Raw genomic sequence first — 12,432 nt, forward strand, 5'->3', positions numbered from 1 at the left:
GCGCCCGAACATGTCGTCCGGTGTCGCGATGCGCGGGCTCGGCAGTAACTCGCCTTTCGGGTCGGAGACGGAGATGCGCACGGCGTCCTCGGTGAGGGTGAGTTCGACGCGGAAGAGGCGGTCGCGCAGGCTGCCGTGCAGTACGGCGTTGCCGCCCAGCTCCGAGACCAACAGGGCGGCGTCGGCGGCGAGTTCGGGGTGGACCCAGTCAGTGAGGAGTCGGTGGGCTCGGCGACGGGCGAGAGTGACGCTCTTGGGGAACGGGGTGTAGTCGAGCGGTCGTACTGGAGGGGAACCTCAGTCATATCGCTCACTTCCGGGCAGGGGCGAGCTGCGCCGTGTCCCAACCGGCGCCGCTCTGCGATCGGTTCACAACGCAAGGTAGTGGCCGTCCTGCGATCAATTCAACCTCTTCCCGGTAGATATCCACCGATCGTGTTTGCCAGCCCTGCCCTGCGCACAGCAGACTGGCCGCGACAGCACCGAAGGAGCGGCTAGGTGACAGCGAGTCAGGCACGGCAGGGCAACAGCACAACCAGCGTCCTGGGGCGCAGGCTCGGGGCCGAACTTCTCAGGCTGCGCACCTCGGCCGGCTTCACACAGCCGCAGGCCGCGAACGCCCTCTCCGCCTCAACGGCCAAGGTCGCCAAGATGGAGGGCGGATGGGTGCCCGTGCGCGACCCGGACATCCGGGCCCTGTGCGATCTCTATGGCATCCATGACCCCGCCGTCGTGAACAACCTCCTGGAACTGGCCGGCGTCGACCGTGAGCGCCGTAAGGCCAAGGGCTGGTGGGACGACTTCAACATCCCCGGTGTCATGCAGGAGTACGTCGCGCTGGAAAGCGCGGCGACAGGCATCAAGATCTGGCAGCCGGCATTCATTCCAGGGCTGCTTCAAACACCGGAGTACGTACGGACGTTGAGAGAGAGTCCGGCAACCGACGTAACCAAGGGCCCGGAGACGGACGAGGAGTTCATCGCCGCAAGACTCGCTCGCCGACGGCGTCTTTCCGACGCCCCACCGCTCTCACTGCGGGTGGTGATCTACGAGGCGGTTCTCCGCAACTTCCCCGGCGGTGCGGCGACAGCCGGAGGTCAGCTCGAAGAGCTCATGAAGATGGCCGACCTGCCCAACATCGACCTGCGGATTCTCCCGTTCGGCGCTGGTACGCACCCCGGCCTGAACGGCTCGTTCAACATCATCTCGTTCGCGGCCCCGGGCGCGATGGACGTCGTATACGTGGAGGCTCCCTTCGTCGAACGCTGGGTGGAGGGCGGCGAGGCTGCTGCGGCCTACAATGAGCTGTTCGAGCGGATCTCCGAGCTCACCCTTGATGAGCGGGAGTCGATGTCGTTCCTCGACAAGCTGCGCAAGGAACTGTGAGCCGTGCCTGAATTCAAGTACCGCAAGTCCAGTTACAGCAACGAAAAGGCCGAGTGCGTGGAGGTCGCCACCAACACCCCCACCACCATCGCCATACGCGACTCCAAGCACCCCACCGGCCCCTCCCTCCACCTCCACCCCACTACCTGGACCGTCTTCCAAACGGCCCTATTCAAAGGGCAGTTGTAGACCCCCGCCGCACAGACTCCACCCACGTGCCGTCCGCCAGGCCGCCAGGACACGGCGCTTGATCTCGGCGCACTGAGGGCTGGTGACGAGCGAGCGGGGCAGTGATCAGCGGTACAAGCCTGTCCGTCGGAATGTGCTCGACGTCGGCAAGCCGCAGCCTTTCCCCCATGCCAGCCTTCCTTCGGCACGCTCTGATCTCCGATACGGCTACGGCATTCGCCGCCCTGCCGGTCAATGCAGCGAAGCCGCAAAGAGGTCCCGCTCGACGCCGAATTGTCATATCTGCCACCGAAATGTCAACCCTCGTACGGCTGCCTCTCCTTCGCCTCCCGCAACGCCCGCCCCCACCACACCAGTTGGTCGATCATCGTCTTCGCCGCCGCGTCCGGCCCCGACGGGTCCTTCAGGCGGCCGGCGTCGTCGAAGCAGGCGTGTGCGCCGTGGAAGGAGACGGTGTCGCGGACGGTGACGGCGTGGAGTTCGGCGAAGACCTGGCGGAGGTGTTCCGAGGCGCGCAGGCCGCCGGAGACGCCGCCGTACGAGACGAGGGCGACCGGCTTGGCCTGCCATTCGGTGAAGTGCCAGTCGATGAGGTTCTTCAGGCCGGCGGGGAAGGAGTGGTTGTACTCGGGAGTGAGGACCACGAACGCGTCCGCGTCCGCGATCTTCGGGGTGACGGCGGACAGTTCGGCCCGCACCTCCGGGGTGGGGGCGAGGGACGTCGGCAGGTCGATCCCGGCCACGTCCACGACCTCGACGGTCAGGTCCTCCCGGTGCCGGATCCGGTCGAGGAGCCAGTCCGCGACCACCGGCCCGAAGCGGCCGTGGCGATTGCTGCCGATGACGAGGGTGACCTTCAGGGACTCGAGAGCGGTGTTCGTCTTCATGCGGGACAGCCTGATACCTCAATCATTGTTGAGGTCAAGCGGGACGGTCCCGAGCGTCGCGTCACCCGTTCACACTCCCGCCGTACGCCCTTCGGGTTCCCTTCCGCGACACGCCCGTACTACGCCACTGACCTGCCGAAAACCGTCTCCGTCCAGCTGCGCCGCGCCCCTGCCTGACACCCGTTCACCACATTTCTGACACGCCCTCAGGAAGCGCGTTCGGCCCGCTGCCACTTACCTCGGAAGGGCAGGGGACACCGAACAGCTCGAAGGAGCACCGATGCGCCGTACCGCCCGGCTGCTGACCGGCACCGCGCTCGCCGTCGCCACCGCGGGTGCGGTCGCCGTGCCCGCGTACGGCGGTGACGACGGCGGGCTCGCGGTGTTCCCGGCCTCGGTCGTGCCGGGCGGGCAGGTCACGGTGAACACGGTTGCCTGCGCGGACGGCGATACGGCGGCGGGCGATGCCAGCGCGGTGGGCGCCGGTTCCTTCACGGTAGCGCCGAGTACCCAGGGGCATGACGCGACCGGGCGGTTCAGGGTGCCACCGAGCGCGCATCCGGGGACGTACGAGATCGTCGCGACCTGCACCGAGGGCGGCCGGCGGGTCAACGGCGACCTGGTGGTCACGCTGACGTCCCAGCGCGGACAGGTGCATCCGAGAGGAAGTGTGAAGACGGGGGTCGGCGGCGCGCTTGGCCCCGACCCCGTGCAGACCGCGGCCGGCGTGGCGGCTCTCGCCGTCGCCGCCGCGGGCGGTACCTGGCTCCTGCACCGCCGGGCGAGAGGCGACGGGATCTGACGGACACCCTCCGCTGTCCGCCGGTACCGCATGTCCCCTTCCCCCTCCGGGTCCGATGCCCCTCGCGGCCCGGAGGGGGAACAGGGCCGACGCCCCCAGGGAGCTCGTGTGCGCAGTTACAGCACCCCCGGAAACGCCGTCATAGCGGCCGTCACCGTCGTGGCCCTCTGCTCCGGCGCGTGGCTGCTGCGCAACGGCGGCGAGACGCACGCACCGCCACAGCCGTCCCCCGCCCAGGCCCGCACCACCGGGCCTGCCGGTGAGCGGCCCGCCGCGCCCGCGCTGCCGCCCTCGCCGCCCGACCGCATCCGCATCCCGTCGATCCGCGTGAACGCCCCTCTGTCGGGCCTCGGCCTGACCCGCACCGGCAGCCTCGACGTGCCGCCCGCCGCACGGCCGAACCTCGCCGGCTGGTACGAGGCCGGCACCACCCCCGGCGAACGGGGCACCGCGATCGTCGCCGGCCATGTCGACAACGCCGACGGCCCCGCCGTCTTCTACCGCCTCGGCGCCCTGAAGAAGGGCGCCGCCATCGAGGTGGACCGCCAGGACGGCGGCACCGCCCGCTTCTCGGTCGACGCCGTCGAGGTGTACGACGCGAAGGACTTCCCCGACGAGAAGGTGTACGGCGCGGCACGGCGGCCCGAGCTGCGGGTGATCACCTGCGGCGGGGGGTATTCACGGGCGACCGGCTATCAGGGCAACGTCGTCGTCTTCGCGCACCTCACCGGCACCGGCACCGGCCGCTGAGCCGTGCGGCTCCTCGTCACCCCACGCGCTCCGCGATGGTCCGCGCACACATGAGCGCCTCCGCATGTGTGGTGTCCACCTCCACGTCGTAGACCACGCCCCGGTGCACCAGCTCCGCCTGCTTCTCGGCCATCCCCCGCACCCGGTCGCCGCGGGCGATCTCCCGGCCCGCGGCCACCTCGGCCTCGCAGCGGACGCCGGCCCAGAGCACGTCCAGTCCGGCGAGGACCTTGCGCCACCGTTCCTGGGTGGCCGCTCCACCGAGGAAGACGTCGTCGATGATCACCCGGGCGCCGGCGTGGGCCATCGCGGCGATTCCCGTCGCCCACGCCGCTTCCAGGGTCATGAAGTCCGCGCCGACGTTCACCGCGCCGTCCGGGGTGATCTCGATCCCGGTCCCCGCACCGGGCATCGCCTCGAGCAGTGAGTCGACCCCGAAGGCCAGCCAGGGCTCCGGCAGCACCTCCTGCAGACATCGCACGATCCCGGACTTGCCGGAGCTGGAGCCGCCGTTCAGCACGATCACCTGAGTCGTCACACGGGTCACGGTAGGGGGCCGTGCGACGGCTCCCCACTCGTTTTCACGCGAGCCACTGCTCGTACGCCAGGTTCGCCACCAGTGCGAACACCACCGTCAGCAGCACGATCCGGACGAAGCCGCTGCCCTTCTTCAGTGCCGTGTGGGCGCCGATCGTGCCGCCCGCGAGGTTGAACACGGCCATCAGGGCGGCCAACTGCCACAGGACCGTGCCCTGCCAGGCGAAGGTGGCGAGGGCGCCCGCGTTGGTACAGCAGTTGACGATCTTGGCGGTGGCGGAGGCGGTGACCAGGTCGAGGTGGAGGACGGCGGTCAGGGCGAGGACCAGGAAGGTGCCGGTGCCGGGGCCGATGAGGCCGTCGTAGAAGCCGATACCGAGGCCCGCGAGGCCGATCGCGGCGAGGGTCCGGCGGCGGGAGGCGGGGCCGGTCGCGGGAGCCGTGCCGAAGGCGGGGCGCAGGATCACGAAGGCGGCGACGGCCAGCAGGACCACCATGATCACGGGCTTCAGTACGTCCGTGCTCATACCGGCCGCGAAGAAGGCGCCCGCGGAGGAGCCGGCCAGCGCCGCGAGACCGATGCGTACGGCCAGACGGACGTCGACGGGCGCCTTACGGGCGTACGTCACCGCGGCGCCCGAGGTGCCGACGATCGCGACCGCCTTGTTGGTGCCGAGGGCGTACGCGGCCGGGGTGCTGGAGGGGAGGCCGAGCAGGAGGGCCGGGAGGAGCAGGAGGCCTCCGCCGCCGACCACGGCGTCGATCCAGCCGGCCGCGAAAGCCGCGAGGCACAGGACGACGACGGTGGTCAGCGATATATCGGGCATGATCGGGACCCTATGGAGGGGATAGGTGTCCTGTCCATCGAGATAGCGGGCTGTGGAGGTGTCCGCCCCCATCCCACGCGGTCGTAGACGATGGTGGCTGCACGGAAACCCGGGGTTCGGACGGCCTCACCCCCATCCCGCCGCATCCACCTCACACCCCGCCCCCACCTGGCCCTCCGAACCCTCACACCCCCGCCCGGCCCCCGCTGAGGGCAGCGTTCCCCGCGGGAAACAGACGTGATGCGGCCGGGTAACACCGGCACCGCACGCTCCTAGACATGACCTCGAATACGCGTGTGGTGGTGATCGGCGCCGGCCTCGCGGGCGTACGGCTCGCCCGGCGGCTCGGTGAGCTCGGTACGTCCGTGACGCTCATCGGCGAAGAGGAGCACCGCCCGTACAACAGGGTGCTCCTCGCCGAGGTGCTGGCCGGACGCTACAGCCCCGACGTGATCGCCCTCCCGGCGCCCGCGGAGCTGACACGCGCCCGGGTCACCGGCATCGACCGCGACGAGCGGACCGTCGAGTGCGCGGACGGATCGAAGATCACATACGACACGCTGGTCCTGGCCACCGGCTCCAACCCCGTGCTCCCGCCCCTGCGCGGACTGTTCAGCCCCGACCACGTGCTGCCCGAGGGCGTGCACGCGTTCCGGACGATGGACGACTGCCTGGGGCTGTCCAAGGCCGTGCGGCCGGGGATGCGGGCGGTCGTGATCGGTGGCGGGCTCCTCGGGGTCTCCGCGGCCCGGGCGCTCGCGATGCGCGGCGCGCAGGTCGTTCTCGCCCAGCAGTCCGAGCGGCTGATGGAGCGTCAGCTCGATCCGGCGGCCTCCAAGCTCGTGCTCCGGCACCTCAGGGAGCTCGGCGTCGAGGTCCACACCGAGTGCCGGGTGCGCGACGTGCGCTGCGTCAACGGCGCGGTCCGCTCGGTGGAGATGTCCGACGGATACGCCCTCGACGCCGACCTCGTGGTCCTGGCCTGCGGGGTCCACCCTCGTGTGGGCCTCGCGCAGATCGCGGGACTGGACGTCCGCAAGGGGATCGTCGTCGACGACGAACTGCGTACGTCCGACCCGCACATCCGGGCCGTCGGCGACTGCGCGCAGCACGACGGCACGGTGTACGGGCTCGCCGAACCGGCGCTCGAACAGGCCGACGCGCTGGCCGAGTTGCTGGCCGGTGACGCCAACGCCCGCTACACCGGCACCCGTTCGCTGACCCGGCTCACGCTCACCGGTCAGGGCGACCCTCTCGGAAGTTTCGACCTCGCCGCGTTCGGCGAGACGGAGGCCCGCCCCGGCGACGACGTCGTGCAGCTCGCCGACGCCACCCGCGGCACCTACCGCAAGGTCGTCGTCCGCGACGACCGCCTGGTCGGCGGGGTCCTCGTCGGCGAACTCGGCACTGTCGGCGCGCTGGCCCGTGCCTGGGAGGGAGCAGAGCCGCTCCCCTCCGACGGCGGCCCGTTGCTCCACCTGCTCACCAACGATGGAGGCTCCTGATGACCGCCACCGGGGCGAACCCCACGATCGTGCTCGTCGGCCATGGCATGGTCGGCCAGCGCTTCCTCGAAGCGCTCGCCGAGCGCGGCCTGACCGCCACGCACCGCGTGGTCGTGCTGTGCGAGGAGCCGCGTCCTGCGTACGACCGCGTCGCCCTCACCTCGTACTTCTCGGGCAAGACGCCCGAGGACCTCTCGATGACCGACATGGAGTTCATCAAGGACCACGGCATCGAGCTGTACGTCGGCGACCCGGCGGAGACGATCGACCGCGAGGCGAAGAAGGTGACCGCCCGGTCCGGTCTCGTCGTCGACTACGACGTTCTCGTGCTCGCCACCGGGTCCTACCCGTTCGTGCCGCCCGTCCCGAACAAGGACGCCGAGGGCTGCTTCGTCTACCGCACGATCGAGGACCTCCTCGCCATCGAGGAGTACGCGAAGGCGAAGGCGACGACCGGTGCCGTGGTCGGCGGCGGTCTGCTCGGGCTCGAGGCCGCGGGTGCGCTCAAGGGACTCGGACTCACCTCCCACATCGTGGAGTTCGCGCCGCGTCTGATGCCGGTGCAGGTCGACGAGGGCGGCGGCGCCGCGCTGCTGCGCACCATCGAGGACATGGGCCTGTCCGTCCACACGGGCGTGGGCACGCAGGAGATCATCACCGACGAGTCCGGCGCCGTCACCGGCATGAAGCTGTCCGACGGTTCCGAACTCGCCACCGACATGGTGGTGTTCAGCGCCGGTGTCCGCCCCCGCGACCAGCTGGCCCGCGACTGCGGCCTCACGGTCGGCGAGCGCGGCGGCATCAGCGTCGACGAGCAGTGCCGCACGGTGAGCGACCCGCACGTGTTCGCGATCGGCGAGTGCGCGCTGGCCGCCGACGGCCGGGTGTACGGCCTGGTCGCCCCCGGTTACGAGCAGGCCCAGACGGCCGCCGCGACCATCGCCGCCGACGAGGCCGCCTTCACCGGCGCCGACCTCTCCACCAAGCTCAAGCTGCTCGGCGTGGACGTCGCGTCCTTCGGCGACGCGCACGGCACCACCGACGACTGCCTCGACGTCGTCTACTCCGACTCCCGCGCCGGCCTGTACAAGAAGCTGGTCATCGGCCGCGACGGCACGCTGCTCGGCGGCATCCTGGTCGGCGACGCGGAGGCGTACGGCACGCTGCGCGCCTTCACCGGCTCGGTTCCGCCGGTCGCGCCGGAGGCCCTCGTCCTGCCCGCCGGTGCCGGGGCGCCGACACAGCTCGGCCCGTCCGCGCTGCCGGACGACGCGATCGTCTGCTCCTGCCACAACGTGTCCAAGGGCACGATCCGCGGCGCGGTCACCGACCACCAGTGCACGACCGTGCCCGAGGTGAAGAAGTGCACCAAGGCCGGTACGGGCTGCGGCAGTTGCGTCAAGGTGCTCGGCCAGCTGGTCACCGCCGAGCTGGAGGCCGGCGGCGTCGAGGTCGACAAGGGCCTGTGCGGCTGCTTCTCCCAGACCCGCGAGGAGCTCTACGAGATCGTCCTCGCCCTGCGCATCAACACCTACCAGGACCTCCTGGACCGCTACGGCCGTGACGGCGCCCGGGGCGGCGACGGCTGCGAGATCTGCAAGCCGACGGTCGGCTCGATCATCGCGTCCCTCGCCCCGACGATCGGCGCGAGCGGCTACGTCCTGGAGGGCGAGCAGGCGGCCCTGCAGGACAGCAACGACCACTTCCTCGCCAACCTCCAGAAGAACGGCTCGTACTCGGTCGTCCCGCGCATCCCCGGCGGTGAGATCACCCCCGAGGGCCTGATCGTGATCGGCGAGATCGCCCGCGACTTCGGCCTCTACACGAAGATCACCGGTGGCCAGCGAATCGACATGTTCGGCGCGCGGGTCGAGCAACTGCCCCTGATCTGGGCCCGGTTGGTGGACGCCGGCTTCGAGTCGGGCCACGCGTACGGCAAGGCGCTGCGTACGGTGAAGTCCTGCGTCGGCCAGACCTGGTGCCGCTATGGCGTCCAGGACTCGGTCCGGATGGCGATCGACCTGGAGCTGCGCTACCGGGGCCTGCGCTCCCCGCACAAGCTGAAGTCGGCGGTCTCCGGCTGCCAGCGCGAGTGCGCGGAGGCCCAGTCGAAGGACTTCGGCGTGATCGCCACCGCCAACGGCTGGAACCTGTACGTCGGCGGCAACGGCGGCGCCACCCCGCGCCACGCGGACCTGCTCGGCAAGGACCTCTCCGACGCCGAACTGATCCGTCTGATCGACCGCTTCCTGATGTTCTACATCCGTACGGCGGACCGTCTGGAGCGCACGAGCGTCTGGCTGGACCGGATCCCGGGCGGCCTGGACCACGTACGCGACGTGGTCGTGGAGGACTCCCTCGGCATCTGCGAGGAGCTGGAGTCCCTGATGGCCGCGCACGTCTCCAACTACCGCGACGAGTGGGCGGAGACCATCAACGACCCGGAGAAGCTCTCCCGTTTCGTCTCCTTCGTGAACGCGCCCGACACCCCCGACCCGGTCGTCGGCTTCATCCCCGAGCGCGACCAGATCAAGCCCGACCTGCCGCTGCTGTCCATCGGCATGCGCCCCGCTGAAGACGTCCTGGAAGGAAGCGCCCAGCGATGACCCTGGCACCCGAGACGACCGATCTGAAGGTCCAACTGCAGCTGGCGGACGGCTGGTTCACGGTCTGCGACCTGAACGCCCTGCTGCCGGGCCGCGGCGTGGCCGCGCTGCTCCCGGACGGCCGCCAGGTGGCCTTGTTCCGCGACCGCGCCGGCACCCTGTACGCCATCGACAACCGCGACCCGTTCTGCGGCGCGGCGGTCCTCTCCCGCGGCCTGACGGGCTCCCACCAGGGCCGCCCGTTCGTGGCCTCGCCGCTGCTGAAGCAGCGCTTCGACCTCCAGTCCGGGCAGTGCCTGGACGACGAGTCGGTGCGGGTCGCCACGTACGAGGTGCGCGCGGCCTGACCCTACGGCGGCGGGTCGGTTGGGACCACGCCGCCTACTCCCACGGGGTGGGAACGGCTACGTCCGTCGCCCACCCCGTCGTGCGTACAGGCCTGCGAACAGCGGCGGCGACCTGCGGCACGCCCGCCCGGTCCGACCACGCCGCAGGTGACGGGCTCCCTGTGCGCCCTCCCCGGCCCGCGCGCGCCCGCAACCGCCGTGTGCGGCCCCGTGTCCCTCAGGGCATCGGCCGCCCAGGCCAGGTCGTGGCCGACGGACATCGGGGGACACCATGAACGGCATCTCGCGCATCCCATCCCGCGCCACCGCTCTCGGCCTCGCGGCCCAGTTCACCGCGGCAACGGTCGCCACGACGACGGCATGCGGCGCGGACGGCAGGACGACCACCACGAAGAAGCCAGCGAGGGCGGCCACCGCCTCGGCCTCCCCGGCTTCGGGCCAGGCACTGGAGGGTGTGGAGGGCAAGGCGTACGGCTACAGCCCGTACGCGTGGACCACACGCCGGCCGAGCTCGATCGGCGTCTACGGAATCGACCTGCACGACCAGAGCTCCACCGTCGGCGGCACGGTGAAGATGGTCCTCTACCGGGACGGGGGCGTACCCGGCCCTCGACGTGACCACCAACACCTGGTCCAACAAGGTCCGTGTGTCGACCGGCTGCTCCCGCCGAGAATTGCCTTGACTGATCGTTCCAGAAATACCTAGGCTGCGTCACGTGGCCAGGACCAAGGAGTTCGATCCGGACGCCGCGCTGCAGTCGGCCCTGGAGCTGTTCTGGCAGCGCGGCTACGAGGCGACGTCGATGTCCGACCTCGTCGAGCACCTCGGCATCGGACGCGCCAGCATCTACGCGACCTTCGGCAACAAGCGCGAGTTGTATCTGAAGGCGCTGGAGCGCTACCAGCAGGGGCGGCTGCCAGAGATGCTGCGGAAGCTGTCCCAGCCAGGGCCCGCCCTGCCCGCCGTACGCGCGCTGGTCCGGAGTTACGCGACCGAAGCGGCCGCCGAGGAACTGCGCCGGAGCGGCTGTTTTGTCACCAACACGGCGGCCGAACTCGCTCCGCACGACCCGGCCGCCGCGCGGAGCGTCGAGCGCAACTGGGACCAGTTGGAGATCGTGCTGCACTCGGCACTGGTCCGCGCCCGAGCCCAGGGCGAACTGCCGGCCGGCCACGATCCGCTCACCCTCGCCCGCATGCTGCTGGTACTGCTGCAGGGCCTCAGAGTCGTCGGCAAGGCGTCGTCGGACCCGTCGCGGGTCCGGGACGCGGCGGAACAGGCGCTGGCGCTGCTCGACTGAACCGAAGGACGGGCGGCGCCTTTTTACTTGCCGCCATACTGAACCGATCGGTCAAGAATAAGAGGAGATCATGACCAGGACTCGCTTCATCGACAGGACCGCTCTCGTCACCGGCGCGGGCTCGGGGATAGGCCGTGCGATCGCTTTGGCGTTCGCCGCGGAAGGGGCTCAGGTCGTCGTGGCCGGGCGGCGGCAGGAACCGCTCGACGAGACGGTGGCCCTGATCGAGCAGGCGGGTGGTAAGGCCCTCGCCGTCACCGCCGACGTTTCTCGTGCCACCGACGTCCAGGCCGTCGTCGAGGCCACCGTGGAGCACTTCGGCTCGCTCGACGTGGCGGTGAACAACGCGGGCGTCTTCCGCGGCGGCAGCCCCCTGGCCGAGCTGTCCGAGGAGGACTGGCGCACCCAGCTCGACACCAACGTCACCGGCGTGTTCCTCGCTCTCCAGGCCGAGATCCGGCGGATGCGTACCCAGCCGGCCGGCGGCGCGATCGTGAACGTCGCCTCCACCTTCGGCGTGCACACCCGCCACCCCGGAGCCGCCGCGTACGCCGCCTCCAAGGCCGCCGTGTCCGTGCTCACCAGGGGTGCCGCCCTCGACCACATCCGCGACGGCGTCCGTATCAACGCGGTCAGCCCCGGTGCCGTCGACACCCCCATGTCGCTGCACCCCGGCGAGACGGAGGCCGACCGCGCCGAGCGCGCGCGGGCCACACTCCCTCTCGGCCGTATCTCGGCCACGGAGGAGGTGGCCGCCGCCGTCCTCTACCTGGCCTCGGACGCCGCCGCCTCGGTGGTGGGCACCGACCTGGTGGTGGACAGCGGGGCCACGGCCTGAGCGGTCACGCCTTCAGCTGGTCGTATGTCACCCGCTCAGCTGCTCGGGCGCAAACCTCTGGGCCCGCAGGTCTTCGTCGACGAGCTGCGCGAGCAGATGACCACCGAACTGACACTGCCGAACGACCGGCTGCCCAAGATGGACTGGCTGGACATCGCCGAGCGGAAGTCCGGGGCGATCCGGCTGACCCCGGCCGAGGCCCAGCCCGAGCCGCGCAACCTGCGCAGGATCAAGGGCGAGGTACAGGCGCCGGTGGGCATCGTGCCGCTCATTGACATGCTCAAGGAAGCCGTGCTGCGCACGGGCTGCCTGGACGCGGTCACCTCGGTCTCCGGCGGCGGCTCCCTCTCGGCGGAGGTCCTGACCGAGCGCCTGCTCCTGGCGATCTACGCCTATGGCACCAACACCGGGATCAAGGCCGTCGCCTCCGGCGACCACGGCCACACCGAGGACGAAC

The 12,432-nt window shown here is 70.5% G+C and carries 13 protein-coding genes and 2 pseudogenes; 11 read left to right on the forward strand and 4 right to left on the reverse strand.

Going from position 1 to position 12,432, the window contains the following annotated elements; genetic code table 11:
- Positions 1 to 12: 12 nt before the first annotated feature.
- Positions 13 to 198: pseudogene (locus AQJ91_RS57700) on the reverse strand (ATP-binding protein); the annotation flags it as partial.
- 300 nt (positions 199 to 498) lie between these two features.
- Here AQJ91_RS57700 and AQJ91_RS04375 point away from each other — a divergent pair.
- Both AQJ91_RS04375 and AQJ91_RS04380 read left to right on the forward strand, forming a co-directional pair.
- The gene (locus AQJ91_RS04375) at positions 499 to 1,386 is read left to right on the forward strand and encodes a helix-turn-helix domain-containing protein (RefSeq protein ID WP_067016525.1); all 888 of its coding nucleotides are present in this window, start codon (positions 499 to 501) and stop codon (positions 1,384 to 1,386) included.
- 3 nt (positions 1,387 to 1,389) lie between these two features.
- The gene (locus AQJ91_RS04380) at positions 1,390 to 1,575 is read left to right on the forward strand and encodes a DUF397 domain-containing protein (protein ID WP_067016527.1); all 186 of its coding nucleotides are present in this window, start codon (positions 1,390 to 1,392) and stop codon (positions 1,573 to 1,575) included.
- 296 nt (positions 1,576 to 1,871) lie between these two features.
- On the opposite strand, the gene AQJ91_RS04385 is transcribed toward AQJ91_RS04380, so the two are convergent.
- Complete coding sequence (locus tag AQJ91_RS04385; protein ID WP_067016529.1) at positions 1,872 to 2,462, reverse strand: NADPH-dependent FMN reductase; 591 nt, start codon at positions 2,460 to 2,462, stop codon at positions 1,872 to 1,874.
- A gap of 280 nt (positions 2,463 to 2,742) precedes the next feature.
- Here AQJ91_RS04385 and AQJ91_RS04390 point away from each other — a divergent pair, with 280 nt between their 5' ends.
- A complete protein-coding gene (locus tag AQJ91_RS04390) occupies positions 2,743 to 3,264 on the forward strand; it encodes a hypothetical protein (protein ID WP_067016531.1) in 522 nt (173 codons plus the stop codon).
- Positions 3,265 to 3,372: 108 nt separating this feature from the next.
- Positions 3,373 to 4,014, forward strand: a complete 642-nt coding sequence (locus tag AQJ91_RS04395) for a class F sortase (protein WP_067016533.1) — start codon at positions 3,373 to 3,375, stop codon at positions 4,012 to 4,014.
- A gap of 16 nt (positions 4,015 to 4,030) precedes the next feature.
- Here AQJ91_RS04395 and cpt read toward each other — a convergent pair whose 3' ends face one another.
- Positions 4,031 to 4,552, reverse strand: a complete 522-nt coding sequence (cpt, locus tag AQJ91_RS04400) for a chloramphenicol phosphotransferase CPT (protein WP_199847842.1) — start codon at positions 4,550 to 4,552, stop codon at positions 4,031 to 4,033.
- Between the two features lie 43 nt (positions 4,553 to 4,595).
- A complete protein-coding gene (locus AQJ91_RS04405; RefSeq protein WP_067016535.1) occupies positions 4,596 to 5,378 on the reverse strand; it encodes a sulfite exporter TauE/SafE family protein in 783 nt (260 codons plus the stop codon).
- A gap of 278 nt (positions 5,379 to 5,656) precedes the next feature.
- Here AQJ91_RS04405 and AQJ91_RS04410 point away from each other — a divergent pair, with 278 nt between their 5' ends.
- The 7 genes and pseudogenes from AQJ91_RS04410 to AQJ91_RS55150 all read left to right on the forward strand — a co-directional run.
- Positions 5,657 to 6,883 (forward strand): NAD(P)/FAD-dependent oxidoreductase, encoded by a 1,227-nt coding sequence (locus tag AQJ91_RS04410; protein ID WP_067016537.1) that lies wholly within the window; start codon positions 5,657 to 5,659, stop codon positions 6,881 to 6,883.
- Positions 6,883 to 9,489: a nitrite reductase large subunit NirB gene (nirB, locus tag AQJ91_RS04415; RefSeq protein ID WP_067016540.1), complete on the forward strand. Its 2,607-nt coding sequence runs from the start codon at positions 6,883 to 6,885 to the stop codon at positions 9,487 to 9,489. The genes AQJ91_RS04410 and nirB overlap by 1 nt, the downstream gene beginning before the upstream one ends.
- Positions 9,486 to 9,836, forward strand: a complete 351-nt coding sequence (nirD, locus tag AQJ91_RS04420; RefSeq protein WP_067016542.1) for a nitrite reductase small subunit NirD — start codon at positions 9,486 to 9,488, stop codon at positions 9,834 to 9,836. Before nirB ends, nirD begins: the two co-directional genes overlap by 4 nt.
- Positions 9,837 to 10,107: 271 nt before the next feature.
- The gene (locus AQJ91_RS04425; RefSeq protein WP_067016544.1) at positions 10,108 to 10,542 is read left to right on the forward strand and encodes a hypothetical protein; all 435 of its coding nucleotides are present in this window, start codon (positions 10,108 to 10,110) and stop codon (positions 10,540 to 10,542) included.
- Between the two features lie 10 nt (positions 10,543 to 10,552).
- Positions 10,553 to 11,137 carry a TetR/AcrR family transcriptional regulator gene (locus tag AQJ91_RS04430; RefSeq protein WP_067016546.1) on the forward strand — a complete coding sequence of 195 codons (585 nt, stop codon included), beginning with the start codon at positions 10,553 to 10,555 and terminating at the stop codon, positions 11,135 to 11,137.
- A 70-nt stretch (positions 11,138 to 11,207) separates the two neighbouring features.
- A complete protein-coding gene (locus AQJ91_RS04435) occupies positions 11,208 to 11,975 on the forward strand; it encodes an SDR family NAD(P)-dependent oxidoreductase (protein ID WP_067016548.1) in 768 nt (255 codons plus the stop codon).
- A 276-nt stretch (positions 11,976 to 12,251) separates the two neighbouring features.
- Positions 12,252 to 12,431, forward strand: a pseudogene (locus AQJ91_RS55150) (Tn3 family transposase); the annotation flags it as partial.
- Position 12,432: the final 1 nt, after the last annotated feature.

Source organism: Streptomyces dysideae (assembly GCF_001514305.1).
GTDB classification, from domain to species: domain Bacteria; phylum Actinomycetota; class Actinomycetes; order Streptomycetales; family Streptomycetaceae; genus Streptomyces; species Streptomyces dysideae.

What these genes read in the sequence shown, in the direction of transcription:
- AQJ91_RS04385 (WP_067016529.1), bottom strand. Translation starts at nt 2,462, where the DNA reads ATGAAGACGAACACCGCTCTCGAGTCCCTGAAGGTCACCCTCGTCATC.
- AQJ91_RS04390 (WP_067016531.1), top strand. Translation starts at nt 2,743, where the DNA reads ATGCGCCGTACCGCCCGGCTGCTGACCGGCACCGCGCTCGCCGTCGCC.
- AQJ91_RS04405 (WP_067016535.1), bottom strand. Translation starts at nt 5,378, where the DNA reads ATGCCCGATATATCGCTGACCACCGTCGTCGTCCTGTGCCTCGCGGCT.
- AQJ91_RS04410 (WP_067016537.1), top strand. Translation starts at nt 5,657, where the DNA reads ATGACCTCGAATACGCGTGTGGTGGTGATCGGCGCCGGCCTCGCGGGC.
- nirB (WP_067016540.1), top strand. Translation starts at nt 6,883, where the DNA reads ATGACCGCCACCGGGGCGAACCCCACGATCGTGCTCGTCGGCCATGGC.
- nirD (WP_067016542.1), top strand. Translation starts at nt 9,486, where the DNA reads ATGACCCTGGCACCCGAGACGACCGATCTGAAGGTCCAACTGCAGCTG.
- AQJ91_RS04425 (WP_067016544.1), top strand. Translation starts at nt 10,108, where the DNA reads ATGAACGGCATCTCGCGCATCCCATCCCGCGCCACCGCTCTCGGCCTC.
- AQJ91_RS04435 (WP_067016548.1), top strand. Translation starts at nt 11,208, where the DNA reads ATGACCAGGACTCGCTTCATCGACAGGACCGCTCTCGTCACCGGCGCG.